Consider the following 17,526-nt stretch of genomic DNA (forward strand, 5'->3'; position numbering starts at 1 on the left):
CGGACCGACTCCACAGAGAGGTCCACGCCCTCCCAGATACAAGCTCAGAAACGGCGCCACGAATATGGCGGCCAAGCCACCTGTCCTCATGTGGCCAGAGGCGGGCGCCGTCAGGCAGCTCAGAGAAGCGCGCTGTGAAATGTGGCCGACAGGGAACCTTTGCACGCCCGGCCGAAAGGTGGACGATCGATCGGTCGTCAGGCAAGGGGGAGCCTTGAGAAGAATGGCTGGGGGGTCATGAAAAAGACACCGAGTACCGGCGCGAGCAGGAACAAGCGCCAGCGCAGGCGTACGATCGGCGGACCAGAGAAGATCGAGCCTGGCATATCCGATATGTCGGACTTGCCCATAACGAAGCGTGACGTGTCCGTCCCCTCCGCGCCGATCTCCACCTCGACGCCGCCGGGCTGGCAGAAGTTCACCGAGCAGCCCGACCCGGCCACCGCCAAGGTGGTGGTGAAGGCCCTGCAGGACAAGACGTTCCCCGTGCGACAGATGGCCGGGATACTGGCCCAGCGCTCGGCGAAGGAGCGCAGCACGATGTCCCGGCTCATCATGGCGCAGCTCAAAGGCAACCTCGCCCTCGACTTCCTGAAGGCGACCGCCGGGGTTCGTCTCGTCAAGCCCAAGACGCCGCAGAAGCAGGTGCCGCGGCCCGAGGGCGATCTCGCGCCGGGCCGCGACCCATCGCTCGAGGCGCTCGACCTCGCCGTGCCGGGCAAGGGCGCCGTCGACCTGGCCGAGCTCGCGAAGCGGATCGACGACGCGGACGACGCCTCGTCGATGGCCTACCTCAAAAAGGCGTTGGCCGACGTCAACTCGATCAGCGGCGGCAAGAAGCCGTACTCGGAGCTGCGCCGCGAGGCGCTCGGGGGCGTAGCGGTCCCCGGGCAGCTTCACCTCGTCGGCCAGGTGGGCTTCCGCACGGCGAGCAGCAAGCGCACCGGCCAGGGTGGCCTGTCGACCCAGCACGACCTCGTGTCCAGCTACTGGCGCACGTCCTTCGGCGAAGCCCTGGAGGAACTCGCGGAGAAGCTGAAGGTGGACGTGAAAGAGGGCGACATCCTGGTCAACAGCCCGCGCGTGCTGCGCAAGCTCGAGATGGTGCTGGCCCGGGAGGTGCTGGACAACCTCAAGATCCAGCCGCTCAAGGGGGAGACGGGCATCAGCGTGCTGAGGGGCGCCACCGACCCCTCCTTGAACTGGAAGGAGATCCTGGAGGGGATCGGCGCGACGCCGTCGGCGTACCAGCTCTATGAGCTCGCGGAGAAGGACCACCCCCGGCCCAAGCCGAACTTCGCCGTCGACGCGCACGCCGACCTCGCACAGCTCATCACCTCCAGCGCGTTCTCCCGCCTGCAGGACATCGCGCGGGGGAAGGGCGAGCTGGCGCCGGTGTGCGCCACGGTCGAGCACCTCATCCTCGGCCTCACCGACAAGCTCGGCCCGGAGCGCTACGACGCGCTGACCGCCGACGCCCTGCGCTCGCTGAGCCGGCTCCTCGACATCGTCGTCGAGGATCCGAACCCGACGACGGCGTTGCGCGCGGTCGACCTCATGATGGACGAGATCGCCGTCGTGCTCGCCGTGGCCAAGAACTACGGACGTGTCGACTACTGGAAGACGATGCAGGACGTCCTGCTGAAGCGGGCGCCGAGCATCGCGCCGGACGTCGGCACGGAGATCGAGCTCAGCAGCCACCTCATGACCAGCGGCATGGACGCGCTCGGGACGGCGCTGTCCATCGCGCTGTCGGCGCGGCGCGGCGGCGAGGTCTCGCGTGCCACCGAGAAGGTCGACTACTTCGAGACCGGGATGCTGCTCGGCAAGCTCAAGAAGGGGGAGATGGCGAAGCCGCGCAAGGATGTCGTGGTCGCGGCGCTGAACCCGAGCACGCCCTTCGAGTCGTCACCGGCGAAGAGCCTCGTGGAAGGCGTGCTCGCGGGCCTGAAGGACCGCAAGCCGGATGACCCGCCGTTCGCGCTGATACTCGACACCACCGTCGAGGACGTGCTCGACCCGTCCACCGGCCGGACCCGGCTCGATGAGGTGCTCAAGGACCTGAAGGGCGCCATCGCCGACGGCAGCCTCGAGGTGTTCCTGTGCAAGAGCTTCCAGAAATACGCCTCCTTCGGCACCGGCAAGGTGGCCGCCGGCGACCTCACGGTGTTGTCGAAGCAGGACGGCTACGCATCCCAGCGCACGCAGGCTGAGGCGCGGCTTCACGAGCTCGACCTCGATCTCGCCCGGCATGACGAGGGACAGTTCGTGATTCACATGCTCAAGCACGGCAACCAAGACGAGCAGACGCTGATGCGCAACGCCGCGGGTAACGCCGAGTTCGTGAACGAGTTCTGCTGGCCGGTCACGAATACGGACCTGGGGTCTCCGTACGTGGACGGCATCCCCCTGCTCCTGCGCTCGAAGTCCGGGGGCGGGATCGCCGAGCAGTTCCAGAAGCTCGCCCTGGTCGACTGGCGCGGCAGCTTCGCCTTCCTGCGGACGTCGTTCGTCGACCTGATCCCGGGGCCGTGGGGAGCATCGACAGAAAAGCAGAAAGAGGACTGGTACACGCGCATCAACACCGGCCACGAGTCGAAGCAGGCGATGGTCGAGTACTTCTACGCGCTCGGCCACCTGGCGACCGGCATGCCCCCCGGCGCGAAGAAGCCGGCGGAGGTCAGCCTGAACATGAAGGGCGTGAAGGACCACTGGGACGCGCTGGGCGGCGTCAGCGACGAGGACGATGCCGACATCGCGCGATACCGGGACAGCATCAAGGCCTCGTACTGCGCGTTCGCGTGCCAGAACGTGGTGTTCAAGCCGGACGTGCTGCCGATGCTCGTCGCGTTCTTCGCGACGTCGACGACCGGCGTCTCGATCGAGACCCGGCGCTACCTCGCCGGCGAGCTGCTCTCGCGGGCGAATTTCTTGAAAACCCTCGATACCGACACCCTCACGAACCTGTGTAATCGGGCGATGGTGGATTTCAGGATCCCAGGCATGGACAAGCCCGACCCGACCGTCACCCTCGCGGCGCTGTGCCGCGCGGCGGAGGTCCTCCCCGGCTGGTCGATGAAGCCCCAGGCCCAGGGACTCAAGGACAGGCTCGGGCCCCGCGGCGATTCGAAGGAGGAGAAGCGGCTGCGCGATCTCATCGACCAAGCCCTCAAAGCCTGAGGCCGGCGGTCTCACCCGGCCCCGCCTCCGCCCCACCCCCCGGCTCCGGACGCCGCATCTCCCCCGATCGCGGAGTCCCGGGCCGGAGCGGGCGGGCCCGGAGCCCGGCGCGCTGGATCCCTAGAGCCGGGTCATCCCGCGCTCCCCGCTCACCCAGCGGGCAATGACCTCCACCATCTCGGGAAACGCATCGATGAACGCGTCCACGCGATGCCCGTCGAAATCCGCCCGCCGCCTGACGCCGCTCTGCATGCAGGCGATGAAACCCAGCCCCGCCCCGTTGGCGGCCTGCGCGTCACCGGGGGAGTCGCCCACGTACACGCACTGAGCGGGCTCCAGCCCCGTCGCGGCCAGCAACTCGTCGAAAGCCCGGCCGTCCGGCTTGCCGAAACGCACGTTGCCGGCGTGGTAGACGCCGTCCAGCCGGCCCGCCAGGACATGGTCCGGCGCCAGCAGATGCGCCACCTCCGCCTCCGTACGCGAGGTCAGCAGCATGACGCCGTGCCCCGCCGCGGCGAGCTCGTCGAGCGCCCGCAGGTTCTCCGGCGCGACCGCGTCCACCCGGCCGTCCGCCACGTACGCCCCCAGCACCTCCTGATACACAGCGGCGAACGCCACGAGATCGACGCCCGGCGACCGCCGCGGCATCGCCTCCAGCAACGGCAGCCCCCACGTCGACAGATGCACCGACCGGGACATCGGCGCACGGCCGAGGCGCGCCAGGACCTCGTTCTCCAGCTCGAAACACGCCGCCTCGGTCAGGCAGAGCGTGTCATCCACATCGATCACCACGGCGCGAATCACACCGACACCCTAGTGCCGGCCGGCACGCACAGCTCACGAGCAGGCGGGCGGCTCCAACCGGGCGGCCGACCGCTCGTCCTTCGGCTGCGCCGCCGTCTCCTGGGAGCCGAGGAGCGCGCGGGTGAGCGCCTGGCCGTCGCCCGACATCGCCTGCAGCGCCGTGTCGAAATGATCGTCGGTGAGCACCCGCTCGTCCGAGCGCAGCGCGACCAGGATGACCCGGCGCAGCAGTTCTTTGATGAAGGACGCCGTGACCCCCTCGGTGGCGGCGACCACCTTGGCGGTGTCGGCGACGATGGGCCGGTTGCGGGCGTACAGGCGGATCAGGCGTTCGCGCGCCGCCGCGTCGGGCGGGGGCACCTCCACCGCGAGGTCCACCCGGCCGGGCCGCTGCACCAGGGCCTTCTCCAGGGCCTCCACCCGGTTGGTGGTCAGCACGAACGTCACGTCGACGTCGCCGCTGATCCCGTCCATGGCGTCCAGCAGGGAGAACAGCAGCGGGCTGCTCTCGTGGTGGCTGCGGTCCTCGGCGATCAGGTCGACGTCCTCGATGATCACGATGGACGGCTGCAGCTTGCGCGCCACCGCCACCGCGTAGTCGATCTTGCGCATGGCGGGTCCGGTCATCAGCACCGCCGTGTGCTCGCGCAGCCGTCCGACGAGGTAGCGCGTGGTGTGGGTCTTGCCGGTGCCCGGCGGGCCGTACAGCAGCACGCCCCGGCGCAGGTGCTGGCCGGCCTCGGTGAGGCGGTCGGCGTGCTCGGCGATGCCCACGACGTGCTCCTCGATGGCCTCCAGCCGTCCTTCCGGCAGGACCACCTCCTCGGGGGCCAGCTCGGGGCGGGGCAGGAAGGTGAGCAGCTCGTTCTCCCGGTGCTCGCTGAAGCCGAAGCTGAGCACCTGGCCGCGGAACGGGTCGTTGTCCTGTTTGAGCCGGTTCACCTCGTCGCGTACGGCGCTCGCCACGTCCCGCCGGGTCGCCAGCACGGTGAGCAGGCTGTGGCCGTCGTAGTCGTCCTTGTTGCTCAGCCCGATGAGCACCGGCGTGCCGTCGGGCGCGGCCGTGGCGACCAGGCCGAGCTGCACGACCTCGATCGTGGCGTCGGGGCCGACCGGGGCCGTGCCGTAGTCGGGGCGGCCGAGCATGCGGCTGCCCTCACGCATCGCCGCGAGCAGCATGTTGATGATGCTCTCCCAGCGCCGCTCGCCGCCCACGATGCCGAACCACTGCGCGCCGGGGGAGTGGGCGTCGAGGTAGAGGTCGGTGGCGGTCTGCAGCGCGGCGTGCTCGTAGAGCCGGTACTGCTCCTCCACGACGACCATGTCGCCGAGCGGGCAGCCGAGGTGCTCGGTCACCTTGGAGACCAGCGGAGAGGTGGCGTTGGCCTCGCCGATCCGCTCGGCCACCGCGGTGTAGACCTGCCGCAGGCTCTCGGCGAGCGCTCGCGCGTCGGTGAGTTCGATGTCGGTCACATTCTCCATCATGTCGATCGGGGCGGACGAACGCGCCCGATTTATTGCCACTCAAGGAGAGTGCGGCTGGGCGGGCTCCGGCTCCGGGGCCGTTCCGGGACCGCCCCGGGCGGGCAGCCGGGCGGCGAGCAGGGCCAGCGCCCCCGCGATCAGGTGGGGCCAGGCGACCAGGGCGAAAGCGCTGGAGCAGTCGTGCGATGCCGCAGACAGCAACCAGGCGACCGGCTGGAACAACGCGGGCACCAACAGCACCAGGCCGACGAGCGACGCGCTCCGATGCGCGGCCAGCACGGCACCGGCAGCGGCCACGCAGACCCAGCCGTAGAGGGCCTCGGCAAGGTCGAGGTGGATCTGGATCTGCGCCCAGGTGCCCTGAAGCATCGCCCAGCAGCCGACGATGCCGTCGGAGGAGTAGTTGCGAGCCAGGGCGCGGCCGAGCACGAGGAGCACGACGACGCTCCAGACGGCCGCCCGGGCTCTCGGCAGCCGATGCCCCGGGCGGGTCCGCAGGAGGAGGACGGTGGCGAGGGCGTAGCAGGCCACCACGAGCCACTCGCCGCTCGTCCGGCCGCAGGGGCCGGTGTAGGGCACGACGAGGGGCAGCGCGTTGAGCGCCGTCGTCAGCGCCGCGAAGATCGCACCGATCTTCGGGAACTGCCGGGGCGCCCAGAGCGCGAGGAACGCCAGTACAAGGGGCAGCAGCTTCGAGGCGTTCGCGGAGGCCCACCAGACGGCCACCTCCAGCGGGCCCGGCTCCGGCACGTTGTAGGCGAACCAGCCGCACTCCTGAAGCCTCAGGATGGATGACAACTGTGGTGCGGTGGCGGCCAGGATGGCCAAGGCACGGGGCATCGGCAGCCTCTCGCCCGGGGGGATGATCAAGGGAGAGGGTAGCGGACCGGCACGTCTCCCAGCGCCGGCGGTGCGGCGCGGGGCCTGGCCGCCGAACGGCCAAGAGCGCTCGCTAAGGTGAGGCGCCCCCTGTGTTCCCGCCGTCGCTGGAAGTGTCACGTGATCTCTCGTTACCGTCTGGGCCTCCCGGCCCTGCTCCTCACGGGCTTGTACCTTGGTGCGCTGGCAGTCGCCGCGGTGATCGCGCTGACCTTCGGCGGTCTCGGCATGTTGTGGCGGCTGACCCTCTTCACGCCGGTGGACGAATCCACCCCGGCGACGTGGCCGAACGTGCTCGTCATGCTGGCGGCCGGGCTGCCGTCCGCCTGGGGGCTGTGGCAGTGCCTGCGGGGGCCGCTGGCGGGGCCACCGCCGGAGCAGGACCGAGCCGTACGGCGGCTGCGGATCGCGCTGTACGTTGCGGCGGCGTACGCGCTGATCTCTCCGCTCATGCCCGGCGGGGTCTGGACGGCCATGCTCGGCGTCGTGTCGATGGTGTCACTCGTGGTGCTGTTCCCGCCCGTGCTGGGCTCGAGCCTGCGGCACGCGGGTCACGTCCGGATCGTGGGCTTCCTGGGGTACGGGGGTATCGTCGCCTATTTCGTGCTGGGGCTTGCCGGCCTGCGTATGCCCAACTGGCTCTCGCTGATCTTCGCCGGGGCAGGACTGCTCTGGACGATCCTGATCCTGCGGGCGCAGCGGGGGGATGGACGCTGGGCACGGTCCACCGTCCGGTACGGCATCGCCAGCTTGGTGTTTTCCTTCGTGTCGCCGCTGGTGGCCGCGGGGCTCGGACACATGGGGACCGTCTATGCCGATGCCACTTCGGCATTCAGTGTCCTGTTCACGATCTGGCTCGCCCGTTCGGCCCACGAGCTCGCGGGACCGTCCCAGTCCGCCGCGACCGTTGCCGATGAGGTCCCGGCCCCGCAGACGTCGTGACCGTGATTCTCATGGATGCGGTTCTGGAGACCCACGAAACGGCGGACTTCACCGCCTGGCCGATCGCCGAACCGCCCAGGGACGGCATCCTCGCCCTCTCCGGCCGGCTGAGCCCGGCCGAGGTCGGCACCGCGATGGCCGCCATCTTCAGCTACGGCGACCTCCCGACCGCACCGATCAGCGATCTCCACCGGCTGCTGGACGAGCATCTGGCCGACGCCGGAGCGCTGCTCGCTCCAGGCGGGCTAGCTCACTGTCCGCATCGCCGACAGCTGGGTCACAGACCCGGCCACCGGCGCCGAGATCCTGCCGGGGTGCTGTTGCGGCCTGGAGAACTGGCGAGAGTGGCGCAACGTCCTGCACAGGCAGGACATCTGGCTCGGGCACGATCCCGGCACCGAGCTCGAATACATCGCCGGAGCCGTCCGGCTCAGTCAAAAGTCGGGCCCACACTCGCCCGCGCGTGAGGTGGAGATCCAGCTCGACGACCTGCCCGCCCTCCTGGCCACGGTGCACCTGCGACTGCGGGGCTTCCTCAGCCTCGTCGGCCGATGGGCGAGCGAGACCGCCCCGCGTGCCGCCGACCGCCTCGTCACCCTGCTCGACGAGAACTTCGAGATCAGCGGCCCTCTCGAGCTCGGCTGAGAAAACCACGCGCACGCAGGGCTTCGCGAGAACGCTGTCCGTCCGCAGCGGACCACAAACAGCAAAGGCAGGGAGATCCCCCTCCCTGCCACTATCAGGTTATAGCGCACCTGGGGGCTTGCGGCAAGACCCGGGTCGTGCCGCAAGATGGGCGGCCGAAGCCAGGACACCTGCGGAAACGGGGGACTCGACATGCGTGTGGTGTTGTCGACATGGGGATCACGGGGAGACGTCGAACCGTTGGCGGCGCTCGCGGTACAGCTGCGGGAGCTCGGCGCGGAGGCGCGGGTGTGCGCGCCGCCGGACGAGGAGTTCGCGGCGCTGCTGGCGCGGGTCGGCGTGCCGCTGGTGCCGCTGGGCCCCACCGTGCGCTCGGTGGTCGCCGGCCCGAAGCCGCCCTCGTCGGAAGCCGCGTTCCGGCTCGCTCCCGAGCTGGTCGCCGCGCGGTTCGACACGCTCACGAAGGCCGCCGAGGGATGTGACGCGCTGCTGGCGACCGGCCTGATGCCGGCCGGCGCACGGGACGTGGCCGAGAAACTGGGCATCCGGTACGTGTTCGCCTGCTTCCACATCCTGGGACTGCCGTCGCGGCACTTCCCTCCGGGGGCGCGGCCGGGCAAACCGTCCCCATCGGGCGAGACCGACAACCGGGTGCTGTGGGAGCAGGACGCCCAGAGGGTGAACGCGTTGTACGGCGAGGCGCTCAACAGCCATCGGGCGGCGATCGGCCTGCCGCCGGTGGACAACGTCCGCGACCACGTCTTCACCGGCCGGCCGTGGCTGGCGGCGGACGCGACCCTGTGCCCGTCGCAGGGCATGACGGACCTCGACATCGTGCAGACGGGGGCATGGATCCTGCCCGACGAACGCCCGCTCCCGGCGGAGCTGGAGGCGTTCCTGGACGCCGGTGAACCCCCGGTGTACGTGGGCTTCGGCAGCATGGCCGCGTACGCCCCGAAGGACATCGCCCGGGTGGCCATCGAGGCGATCCGCGCGCACGGCCGCCGCGTCCTGCTCGCCCGCGGCTGGGCCGGCCTGGCCCTGATCGACGACCGGGACGACTGCTTCGTCGTCGGCGAGGTCAACCAGCAGGCGCTGTTCCCCCGGGTGGCCGCCGTCGTGCACCACGGCGGCGCGGGCACCACGACGACGGCCGCCCGGGCCGGCGCACCCCAGGTCGTGGTCCCCCAGATCGCGGACCAGCCGCACTGGGCCGCCCGGATAGCCGAGCTGGGCATCGGCGTGGCACACGACGGCCCGACCCCGACCGTCGAGTCCCTGTCGGCCGCGCTCACGACGGCGCTGGCCCCCGGGACCCGAGCACGGGCCAGGGCCGTGTCCGGGACGATCCGCACCGACGGGGCGACGGTGGCCGCGAAACTGCTCCTCAGGTGAGCTGCTCACGCCCGGCTCAACGACGTGGCCCTGGCGCGTCGGTCCGCAGGCTCACGCGGCCGGTCACCTCGTCGCCGGCGGTCCGGGGGAGGAGCAGCGTGGGGATCGCCAGGAGGGCCAGGATGATCGAGAGGAGGACGAACGCCACGCGGTACGGCCCGGCCGCGCCCGCCACTCCGGGGATCGCCTCGCCCAGCCTCACGAGCAGCGCGCCGATCGCCACGCCGAGGCCCGCGCCCAGCTCCTGCAGCGTCGACAGCAGCGTGTTGGCGTGGTTCATCCGGTCCTGGCCGATGTCGGCGAAGGCCACGCTGTTGTACGCGGTGAACCCCGTCGACCGGACGATCCCGCTCACCAGCAGCAGACCGAGGATGACGGGCAGCGGCGTCGTGGGCTCCAGGAACGCCATCCCGGCCAGGCACGCGGCGCCGATCACGATCGACCAGAGCAGGACGGTGCGGATCCCGAGCCGGCGCATCAGCGGGGTGGTGGCGGGCTTGATGCCGACGTTCCCCACGAACAGTGCGATCACCACCAGCCCCGCCTGCGCGGCCGACCAGCCGAACCCCACCTGGAACAGCAGCGGCAGCACGAAGGGGATCGCGATGATCACGCCCCGGTAGACCGACCCGGTCGCCGCCGTGACCCGGAACGTCGTCACCCGCAGGATCCGCAGGTCGACGAGCGGGCGTGGGGCGCGCAGCAGGTGCCGTACCGCCAGGCCCAGACCGGCGACGGCGACCGCCGACGCCAGCGCCGTCGACAGGCCGAAGCCGGAGCCGAGCCCCTCCAGCGCCACGATCAGCCCCGCGACGCCCACCGCCAGGAGGGCGAACCCGGGGCGGTCCAGCGGGTCAGGGGCGTCGGCGCGCAGATCGGGCACGATCCGCAGCGCCACGACGAGCGCCGCGAGCCCGAGCGGCACGTTGATCACGAAGATCCACCGCCAGGACGCGTAGTCGGCCAGCAACCCGCCGACGACCGGCGCCAGCACCGGCGCGAGCAGGCCCGGCCAGGTCAGGTACGCGATCGCCCGGACCAGATCGGACTTCTCCGTCGTCCGCAGCACCACCAGCCGCCCGACCGGCACCATCAGCGCCCCGCCCGCCCCCTGCAGCACCCGCGCGGCGGTGAGCGCGGGCAGCGTCGGGGCCAGCGCGCAGCCGATCGAGGCCACCACGAACAGCACGATCGCCACCGCGAACACCCGGCGCGGGCCGAACCGGTCGGCCAGCCAGCCGCTGATCGGGATCAGCACCCCGATGGTGAGCACGTACGCGGTGATCGCGACGTTGACGTCGATCGGCGCGATCCCGAGCTCCGCGGCGATACGCGGCGCGGCGGGGGTGATCACCGTGCCGTCGAGTATCTCCATGAAGAACGTGCCGGCGACCAGTAAGGCCACCCCTTTCTGGAATTCCACGTCGGCAAGGGTATAGACGGTGCAAAACCGGAAATTCGCCACCCTCCCCGCCGCCTCCCGCCACCGCTCCGGCGACGGTCACACCGTCCCTCGCCGACGTCGCCACGATGCCTGAGTTGTGGTTCGTGGAGGCGGGCGACGCGAGCGCGCAGATCGCCGCGCTCGGGTTCACCGCGGAGGTCACGAGGGCGAACCCGGAGGGGATCGCCGATCCGAAGGAGTGGGTCGTGGCCGGCCAGGCCCCGGGGCCGGGAGCCTCGCTCACCAGCGCGATGCCGATCCTCCTGCAAGTCGTCCCCAAGGAGACGGCGTCACGCCGCCCGGCTCCGTGAAAGCGGGATCAGGTGCCCGCTGACGGGAGCACGGCGACGGCCTCGACCTCGACGAGCTGGTCCTTGTAGCCGAGCACGGTCACGCCGAGCAAGGTGCTGGGCACGTCGTGATCGCCCATGTGCTCCCGGTAGACCTCCCACGCCGTGACCAGGTCGCTCTGCCGGGAGGAGGCCACGTAGACCGTGGTCTTGACGACATCGGTCAGCGCCGCGCCCGCCCCTTCGAGCGCGGTCACGAGGTTGCGCATCACCTGGTGCGCCTGGCCGGCGTAGTCGCCGACCGCGACGGTCGCGCCGTCGAGATCAAGGGGACAAGCGCCGGCCACCCAGATGGAACGCACCGGCGCGTCGGCGACCGCGGCATAGGCGTAGGGCACCTGCTGCGCGAGCCGGTGGTTGCGGATCAATCTGACGCTGCTGCTCATGTCCAGCTCCATTCCGAAGAGTTCACGCGGGCCAGCTCGGCGAGCGGCCCAGGATCGCCACGATCTCATCCAGCCGCGACCCGCCCGACCACGGGAGCGCCGGCGCGAAGGCCGCCCCGGGCGCCAGGCGCGCCTGGCCGCCGGGTACGGCTCGCGCCACGGCGAGGGCGGCCTCCAGCAGGTCCGGCGGGAAGTCGACCGCGACGCCCAGCGACTTGGCGAGGTCCCAGGAATGCACCACGTAGTCGATGAAGTGGAAGCCGATCGCCTGCGCCCCCGGGAAGGGGCTCCCGCTCGTGAACTCGGGCAGCGGGAACATCCGCTCCAGCACGCCGTCGGCGGCGAAGGCCGCCAGGACGTGTTCGGCGGAGGCCCGGTAGCTCGCCGCCGGGTCGTCGCCGAGGGAACGCGTCTTCCACCGGGCGAGATCGCCGTCTCCCCTGGAGGCCGCGGCGAAGCCGTAGTGCTGGGTGGCCATGTGCGCGAGCAGGCCGTACACGGTCCATCCGAGGCAGGGCGTCGGCCGGGACAGGTCCGCGGGCCGCACGCGATCCGCCAGCTCGACGCTGGCGCGGACGGCCTGCGCGTCGAGCCCGACTATTCGCTCATTCATATGCATTCGCATAGGATCTGCAAGTGCTTATTATCTGTCAACCGGATATCTTGGACCCGTGACGGCCCGCCGCGATCTCGCCGAGATGATGCATCCTCTCCTGCAGTCGCTCGTCGCGGCGGAGCTGCCCGTGCTGGCGGCGCATGGGGTCTCCATGTGGGGCTACGCCGTGCTGGGCGCCCTGGACGACGGCTCCGTACGTACCCAGGCCGCCCTGGCCGAGGCGATCGGCGCCGACAAGACCCGCATCATCGGCACCCTCGACAAGCTGCAGGCGGCCGGGCTGATCACCCGTGACCCCGACCCGCGCGACCGCCGCGCGCGGATCCTCACGATCACCGCCGAGGGCCGCGAGGTGCGCAGGTCGGTGCGGGCCGAGATCCAGGCGAACGAGGAGCGCCTGCTCGCCCGCCTGCCCGCGGCCGACCGCCACGGCTTCCTGCGCGCCCTGGAGGCGCTCCACCGGCTGCCCCGCGAGCAGATCACCGAGAGGTCTCCGCTCGACCGGCGGCCCAACCGGCGACCGAACGCGGCCCACGACCGCTGAGGAGCGGCGGGGAACGGGCGGTCAGCTGGGCTGGCCGGTCGGCATGATGGTGACCTGCTGGAGGTTCACCCGCGGCGGGAGGCTCGCGAGGAACCCGACGGTCCGCGCGACGTCCTGCGGCGTGAGCCATTCCATCGTCTCCTTGGCGCCCTCCAGCCACGCCCGGGCCCCCTCGTCGGTGACGTGACTCTGCAGCTCGGTCGCGACGATGCCCGGCTCGAGCGCCGAGACCCGCACCCTCTTCGCGCCCAGCTCGACCCGCAGGTGGCGGGAGAGATGAGTGACGTACGCCTTGGTGCCGGAGTAGACGGCGAAGTTCGGGAAGATGTTCTGGGCCGCGATCGACGAGGTGTTGATCAGGTCGGCCACTCCGCGCTCGGCGGCGGCCCGCACCAGCTGGGGGGTGAACGCGGCGATGGCGTTCATCAGACCGCTGATGTTGAGGTCGATCTGGCGCTGCCACTGGGCGGTGGCCAGCTCCTCGATCGGGGCGGGGAGCATGACGCCCGCGTTGTTGAACAGCAGGTCGGCGCCGCCCAGCTCGGCCGCCACCCGGTCGGCGGCCGCCTGCGCCGCCGCCGCGTCGGTGACGTCGGCGGCCAGGGCCAGCGCCCGGCCGCCGTTCTTCTCGATCCGGGCGACCAGGTCGTCCAGCCGCTCGGCGCGCCGCGCCAGGACGGCGACGCGGGCGCCCAGCTCGGCCAGGTGCTCGGCCGCCGCCTCGCCGATGCCGCTGGAGGCGCCGGTGACGACCGCGACGCGGCCGGTGAGGGGACGGGCAGAAGTCTGCGTGGTCATGGTGCGTACCTTCCAAGGTGGGTGAGATGAGCGGGTGGCCGCGGCTCGCATCGCCGCGGGCTCCCTCATCAGGACACCACCCGCCAGGCCCTCGCAGGCCGTCAAAATGGGCCCTCACCAGGGAGGTCTCCGCGAAACTGGTACTGCCAGGGCCACCCTGGCGAAGGCCCGTCGTGCCAGGCTCGGCCACACTGGAGACATGGACCGAAGCAGCGAGATCGCCGGCTTCCTGCGCTCACGGCGCGCCGGGATCACCCCCGAGGAGGCCGGGCTGCCCTTCGACGGGCGCACCCGCCGGGTGCCCGGGCTGCGCCGCGACGAGGTGGCCCGCCTGGCCGGGGTCAGCACCGAGTACTACACCCGGCTCGAGCAGGGCCGCGCCGGCTCCCCGTCGCCCGAGGTCGTCGAGGCCCTCGCCCGGGCCCTGCGGCTCAACCCCTCCGAGCGCGAGCACCTCACCAACCTGCTGCTGGTCCGCCCCGCCGACGCGCGCCGGGCTGCGGTCAGCCCGCAGCGGGTCAGGCCGGGCCTGCACCTGATGCTGCACACCCTCGAGCACGTGCCCGCCTTCATCCTGGGCCGCCGTACCGACGTCCTGGCCTCCAACCGCCTGGCACGCGAGGTGCTGACCGACTTCGACGCCCTGCCCGCGCCCCAGCGGAACCTGGCCCGCTATTACCTGCTGGACCCCCAGGCTCGCGAGAGGGTCGGCGACTGGGAGCGGATCGCCGCCGAGACCGTCGCCGTCCTGCGCCTGGAGGCCGGCCGCCACCCCCACGACCGCCGGCTCGCCGACCTCGTCGGCGAGCTCACCCTGAGGTCGCCCGAGTTCTCCACCTGGTGGAACGACCATCGCGTGCTGCGCCGCACCCACGGCGCCAAGACCTACCACCACCCCCTCGTCGGCGACCTCCACTTCTCCTACGAGTCCTTCCAGGCCCCCGGCGACGCGGACCAGACCCTGTGCGTCTACAACGTCGAACCGGGCTCGGCGACCGCCCAGGCCCTCCGGCTCCTCACGAGCTGGACGGCGCCGCAGCACCAGGCGCACCCCCGGCCCGAGCACCACGGCTGAACACCTCAGGCGCGCCGGGGGGCGAGCCCGTTCAGCAGCGCGTCCAGGGCGAACTCGAAGCGATCTTGATGGTCGGCGGGCGTGCCGAGCCCGGCCGCGACCGCCTCGGCCAGCACCGGCAGACCGTCGAGGTCCAGGTCCGGGTTGTCCGGTCTGCCGGGCCCCGCCTCGGCCAGCGTGTGGCCGATCGCGAACGTGGCCGTCGCCGTGATCACGTGCAGCGCCTCCGAGGCCGTGAACCCCGCCTCGACCAGCGCCCCCGCCGCCCGCTCCACCGTACGCGGGCCGCCGGGCGTCGCCACCGGCCGGATCGCCACCACCGGCATCAGCCCGGGATGCCTGAGCAACTGCTCCCTGACCGAGACCGCGAACGCCCGCACCCACGCCCGCCACTCACCGGCCGGCTCCACGGCGACGCGCGAGAACACCAGCTCGACCAGGCCGTCGAGCATCGCGTCCTTGTTCGGGACGTAGTAGTAGAGCGTCATCGCCTCGACGCCCAGCGCCTTGCCGAGCTTGCGCATGGACAGCGCCTGCACGCCCTCGCGGTCGACGAGCGGCGGCTGGACGATCTGGGCGACTTTCTGGCGGCCGACGTGATCGACCACAACAAGATCATCGTCGGCGAGCCGGACGAGCCGGGCGCGGCCTTCGAGGGCATCCGGATGCAGCTCGACGCGTTCGACCCGTTCCACCTCCAGGTCGAGGAGGTCGTACGCGAGGGCGACAAGGCGGTGGCCCGCCTGACCATGTCGGGCACGCACAGCGGGACGCACCCCCGCATGCCGGTCCCGACGCACAAGAGCTTCCGGAATGAGGCGATCTTCCTGTTCACCCTGCGCGAGGGGAAGATCGCCGAGGTCCGCGCGGTCAGCGACCGGCTGGGGCTGTTCCTGCAGCTGGGCTGGGACTGGCCGGAGAGCGACTGATTCTACGCACCAGGGTCGGCGTGCTTGCGCAGGCGCCAGGCGGCCTGGGCGCCCAGGCTGGTGTCGATGTGTTCCCGCATGACGGCCGCGGCCGACTCCGCGTCGCCCGCGATCACGTACTCCAGCAGCGCCTCGTGCTCGGCGGCCTTGCGGTCGCGGGCGGCCTGGCCGCGCTCGACCTCCAGGGCGAGGCGGCGGTAGCGGTCGGCCTTGTCCCACAGGCCGTCGAGGGTCTGGATGAGCAGATCGTTGTGGGAGGCCGAGTAGAGGGCGGCGTGGAACCTGCGGTGGGCCACGAACTGCTCGTAGTCAGGGTTGCCGGGCAACGGCTTGAGTCCCTCGTGCGCGGTGCGCATGGCGGCGATGTCGGCCTTGGTGCGCCGTTCGGCGGCCAGCCCGATCGCCAGCGGGTCGAGGGAGCGGCGCAGCTCCAGCAGGTCGCGGGCCTCCTCGGCGGCCAGGGGTGCCACGCGGGCGTCGCGGTGGGCGTCCAGCTCGACCAGCCCCTCGCTCTTGAGCCGGCGCAGCGCCTCGCGCAGGGGAGTGGTGCTGATGCCGATGTCGCGGGCCAGCTGCGCCTGCGCGATGACGGAGCCGGGGAGCAGCTTCCCGGACAGGATCAGCTCCTTGACGCGCAGATAGGCGAAATCCGCCTTCGTCGTGTAGAGCTCGGCCGCTGATTCGCTCATCGCTGTCCTGTCTCGTCGGTGACCGTTATAACCTACATCGCCACTCGGCCTCGTCGGCAAGAGCCAACACACCACATCGTGGCCGCTATAAGCGATCTAAGAGGCTCTTCGCGTTACATTCCGGAAACGAAGGCTTGACGTCATAGGTTATAACGAAGCAGAGTGTGCGGCATCGCAGGCGACGGCTGGTCGGTCGCGCCTGGTCTAGGAGGAAGCACATGACCACCTTCCACCCCACGTTCCGCGCCCTGGGCGTCGCCGTACTCGCACTCGGCCTCCTCACGGCCTGCGGCGGTGGAGGAGAGGCGGCGAAACAGCCGCCGCCGAACACGATCGCGACGGGACAGGCCCCGTCCTACTACCCGAGCGAGTACGCCCAGCTCATCGAGGCGTCCAAGAAGGAGGGCGGCACCCTCACCATCTACTCCAACACCGACCAGGAGAACTGGGCGCCGATCTTCCGGGACTTCGAGAAGAAGTACCCCTGGGTGACGAAGATCGCGGCCAACAACCTGGACAGCGACGAGGTGTTCCAGCGGGTGCTCAGCGAGCAGGCCACCGGTAACTCGCCCGCCGACCTCGTCGTGTCGAACGCCGCCCAGGCCTGGGCCGACTTCGCCGCCCGGCCGGGCACCCTGATGGAGTACGCCTCGCCGGAGAAGGGCAAGCTGCCGGACTTCGGCGAGCTGCTCCCCAACGTGTACGCCATGTCCGCCGACCCCTGTCGATCGCGTACAACACCTCGCTGCTGCCCGAGAAGCCGACCGGGCTGAAGAGCCTGGCGGCGATCCTGGCCAAGGACCCCGCCCAGTACAAGAACAAGATCACCACGCGGGACGTGAGCGGCGCGTTCGGCTTCACCGTCTCGCACGCCTTCGCCGAGGCCCGCCCCGACTCGTGGACCTCGCTGCAGTCGGTGCTCCCGCTGGCCAGGCCGGAGACGTCGTCCGGCACCCAGCTCGAGAAGATCACCTCCGGCGAGTACGTGGCCGGCTTCTTCGTCAGCGCCGCCCCGGCGTACCCGGTGGTGGACAAGAGCGGCGGCCTGCTGGCGATCTCGTTCCTCGACGACGGCACGGTCGTGCTGCCGCGCGGCGTCGGCATCGCCGCCAAGGCGCCGCATCCGGCGACCTCGAAACTGTTCATGGACTTCGTGCTGTCGCAGGAGGGCCAGCGGGCGGTGGCCGAGGGCGGGCTCACCTCCTACCGCGACGGCGTCGCCACCGGCGACGGCCTGCACACCTACCAGGAGCTGGTCCAGGCCGTCGGCCAGGCCAACATCATCCTCGCCAAGTACGCGAAGGTCCCCGACGCCGAGGTCAAATCGTTCACCGGCAAGTGGAACGGCCTGCTCGGCCGCTGAGA

Annotated in this window: 19 protein-coding genes; 10 read left to right on the forward strand and 9 right to left on the reverse strand. The window is 71.0% G+C overall.

Annotated features, from left to right (window positions below; translation table 11 throughout):
• Window positions 1-363: 363 nt before the first annotated feature.
• Window positions 364-3,180: a hypothetical protein gene (locus H4W80_RS03130; RefSeq protein WP_192783670.1), complete on the forward strand. Its 2,817-nt coding sequence runs from the start codon at window positions 364-366 to the stop codon at window positions 3,178-3,180.
• Window positions 3,181-3,300: 120 nt separating this feature from the next.
• On the opposite strand, the gene H4W80_RS03135 is transcribed toward H4W80_RS03130, so the two are convergent.
• Genes H4W80_RS03135 through H4W80_RS03145 form a run of 3 tightly spaced genes read right to left on the reverse strand, consistent with a single transcriptional unit; the run spans window position 3,301 to window position 6,267 of the window.
• Window positions 3,301-3,972 (reverse strand): HAD family hydrolase, encoded by a 672-nt coding sequence (locus tag H4W80_RS03135; protein ID WP_192783671.1) that lies wholly within the window; start codon window positions 3,970-3,972, stop codon window positions 3,301-3,303.
• 45 nt (window positions 3,973-4,017) lie between these two features.
• Window positions 4,018-5,457 carry an ATP-binding protein gene (locus H4W80_RS03140; protein ID WP_318786676.1) on the reverse strand — a complete coding sequence of 480 codons (1,440 nt, stop codon included), beginning with the start codon at window positions 5,455-5,457 and terminating at the stop codon, window positions 4,018-4,020.
• A gap of 51 nt (window positions 5,458-5,508) precedes the next feature.
• Window positions 5,509-6,267, reverse strand: a complete 759-nt coding sequence (locus tag H4W80_RS03145; protein WP_192783672.1) for a hypothetical protein — start codon at window positions 6,265-6,267, stop codon at window positions 5,509-5,511.
• Window positions 6,268-6,468: 201 nt separating this feature from the next.
• Between H4W80_RS03145 and H4W80_RS03150 the strand changes: the two genes are divergently transcribed.
• The 3 genes from H4W80_RS03150 to H4W80_RS03160 all read left to right on the forward strand — a co-directional run bounded on the left by H4W80_RS03150 (window position 6,469) and on the right by H4W80_RS03160 (window position 9,330).
• Complete coding sequence (locus H4W80_RS03150; protein WP_192783673.1) at window positions 6,469-7,290, forward strand: hypothetical protein; 822 nt, start codon at window positions 6,469-6,471, stop codon at window positions 7,288-7,290.
• 468 nt (window positions 7,291-7,758) lie between these two features.
• Window positions 7,759-7,935, forward strand: a complete 177-nt coding sequence (locus H4W80_RS03155; RefSeq protein ID WP_192783674.1) for a hypothetical protein — start codon at window positions 7,759-7,761, stop codon at window positions 7,933-7,935.
• 240 nt (window positions 7,936-8,175) lie between these two features.
• Window positions 8,176-9,330 (forward strand): glycosyltransferase, encoded by a 1,155-nt coding sequence (locus tag H4W80_RS03160; RefSeq protein WP_225963211.1) that lies wholly within the window; start codon window positions 8,176-8,178, stop codon window positions 9,328-9,330.
• 16 nt (window positions 9,331-9,346) lie between these two features.
• Here H4W80_RS03160 and H4W80_RS03165 read toward each other — a convergent pair whose 3' ends face one another.
• A complete protein-coding gene (locus tag H4W80_RS03165; protein ID WP_318786677.1) occupies window positions 9,347-10,753 on the reverse strand; it encodes an MFS transporter in 1,407 nt (468 codons plus the stop codon).
• Window positions 10,754-10,860: 107 nt separating this feature from the next.
• Here H4W80_RS03165 and H4W80_RS03170 point away from each other — a divergent pair, with 107 nt between their 5' ends.
• A complete protein-coding gene (locus H4W80_RS03170) occupies window positions 10,861-11,085 on the forward strand; it encodes a hypothetical protein (RefSeq protein ID WP_192783676.1) in 225 nt (74 codons plus the stop codon).
• A gap of 8 nt (window positions 11,086-11,093) precedes the next feature.
• Here the strand turns inward: H4W80_RS03170 and H4W80_RS03175 are convergent, their stop codons facing one another.
• Both H4W80_RS03175 and H4W80_RS03180 read right to left on the reverse strand, forming a co-directional pair.
• Window positions 11,094-11,510 (reverse strand): RidA family protein, encoded by a 417-nt coding sequence (locus H4W80_RS03175; RefSeq protein WP_192783677.1) that lies wholly within the window; start codon window positions 11,508-11,510, stop codon window positions 11,094-11,096.
• A 22-nt stretch (window positions 11,511-11,532) separates the two neighbouring features.
• A complete protein-coding gene (locus H4W80_RS03180; RefSeq protein ID WP_225963212.1) occupies window positions 11,533-12,123 on the reverse strand; it encodes a TIGR03086 family metal-binding protein in 591 nt (196 codons plus the stop codon).
• Window positions 12,124-12,181: 58 nt separating this feature from the next.
• Between H4W80_RS03180 and H4W80_RS03185 the strand changes: the two genes are divergently transcribed.
• Complete coding sequence (locus H4W80_RS03185) at window positions 12,182-12,670, forward strand: MarR family winged helix-turn-helix transcriptional regulator (RefSeq protein ID WP_318786678.1); 489 nt, start codon at window positions 12,182-12,184, stop codon at window positions 12,668-12,670.
• A gap of 21 nt (window positions 12,671-12,691) precedes the next feature.
• Here H4W80_RS03185 and H4W80_RS03190 read toward each other — a convergent pair whose 3' ends face one another.
• Window positions 12,692-13,468: an SDR family oxidoreductase gene (locus H4W80_RS03190; protein WP_192783679.1), complete on the reverse strand. Its 777-nt coding sequence runs from the start codon at window positions 13,466-13,468 to the stop codon at window positions 12,692-12,694.
• 199 nt (window positions 13,469-13,667) lie between these two features.
• Here H4W80_RS03190 and H4W80_RS03195 point away from each other — a divergent pair, with 199 nt between their 5' ends.
• Window positions 13,668-14,543 (forward strand): helix-turn-helix transcriptional regulator, encoded by an 876-nt coding sequence (locus H4W80_RS03195; RefSeq protein WP_192783680.1) that lies wholly within the window; start codon window positions 13,668-13,670, stop codon window positions 14,541-14,543.
• A gap of 5 nt (window positions 14,544-14,548) precedes the next feature.
• On the opposite strand, the gene H4W80_RS03200 is transcribed toward H4W80_RS03195, so the two are convergent.
• Complete coding sequence (locus H4W80_RS03200) at window positions 14,549-15,151, reverse strand: TetR/AcrR family transcriptional regulator C-terminal domain-containing protein (RefSeq protein ID WP_318787601.1); 603 nt, start codon at window positions 15,149-15,151, stop codon at window positions 14,549-14,551.
• Between H4W80_RS03200 and H4W80_RS03205 the strand changes: the two genes are divergently transcribed.
• Window positions 15,128-15,472, forward strand: a complete 345-nt coding sequence (locus H4W80_RS03205; protein WP_264086059.1) for an ester cyclase — start codon at window positions 15,128-15,130, stop codon at window positions 15,470-15,472. The genes H4W80_RS03200 and H4W80_RS03205 overlap by 24 nt on opposite strands.
• A 2-nt stretch (window positions 15,473-15,474) precedes the next feature.
• Here H4W80_RS03205 and H4W80_RS03210 read toward each other — a convergent pair whose 3' ends face one another.
• On the reverse strand, window positions 15,475-16,161 hold the full coding sequence (locus H4W80_RS03210) for a GntR family transcriptional regulator (RefSeq protein WP_192783683.1): 687 nt from the start codon (window positions 16,159-16,161) through the stop codon (window positions 15,475-15,477).
• A gap of 218 nt (window positions 16,162-16,379) precedes the next feature.
• Between H4W80_RS03210 and H4W80_RS60135 the strand changes: the two genes are divergently transcribed.
• The gene (locus H4W80_RS60135) at window positions 16,380-16,934 is read left to right on the forward strand and encodes a type 2 periplasmic-binding domain-containing protein (RefSeq protein ID WP_225963213.1); all 555 of its coding nucleotides are present in this window, start codon (window positions 16,380-16,382) and stop codon (window positions 16,932-16,934) included.
• The gene (locus H4W80_RS60140) at window positions 16,889-17,524 is read left to right on the forward strand and encodes an ABC transporter substrate-binding protein (RefSeq protein ID WP_337960011.1); all 636 of its coding nucleotides are present in this window, start codon (window positions 16,889-16,891) and stop codon (window positions 17,522-17,524) included. The genes H4W80_RS60135 and H4W80_RS60140 overlap by 46 nt, the downstream gene beginning before the upstream one ends.
• Window positions 17,525-17,526: the final 2 nt, after the last annotated feature.

Source organism: Nonomuraea angiospora (genome assembly GCF_014873145.1).
GTDB classification, from domain to species: Bacteria; Actinomycetota; Actinomycetes; order Streptosporangiales; family Streptosporangiaceae; genus Nonomuraea; species Nonomuraea angiospora.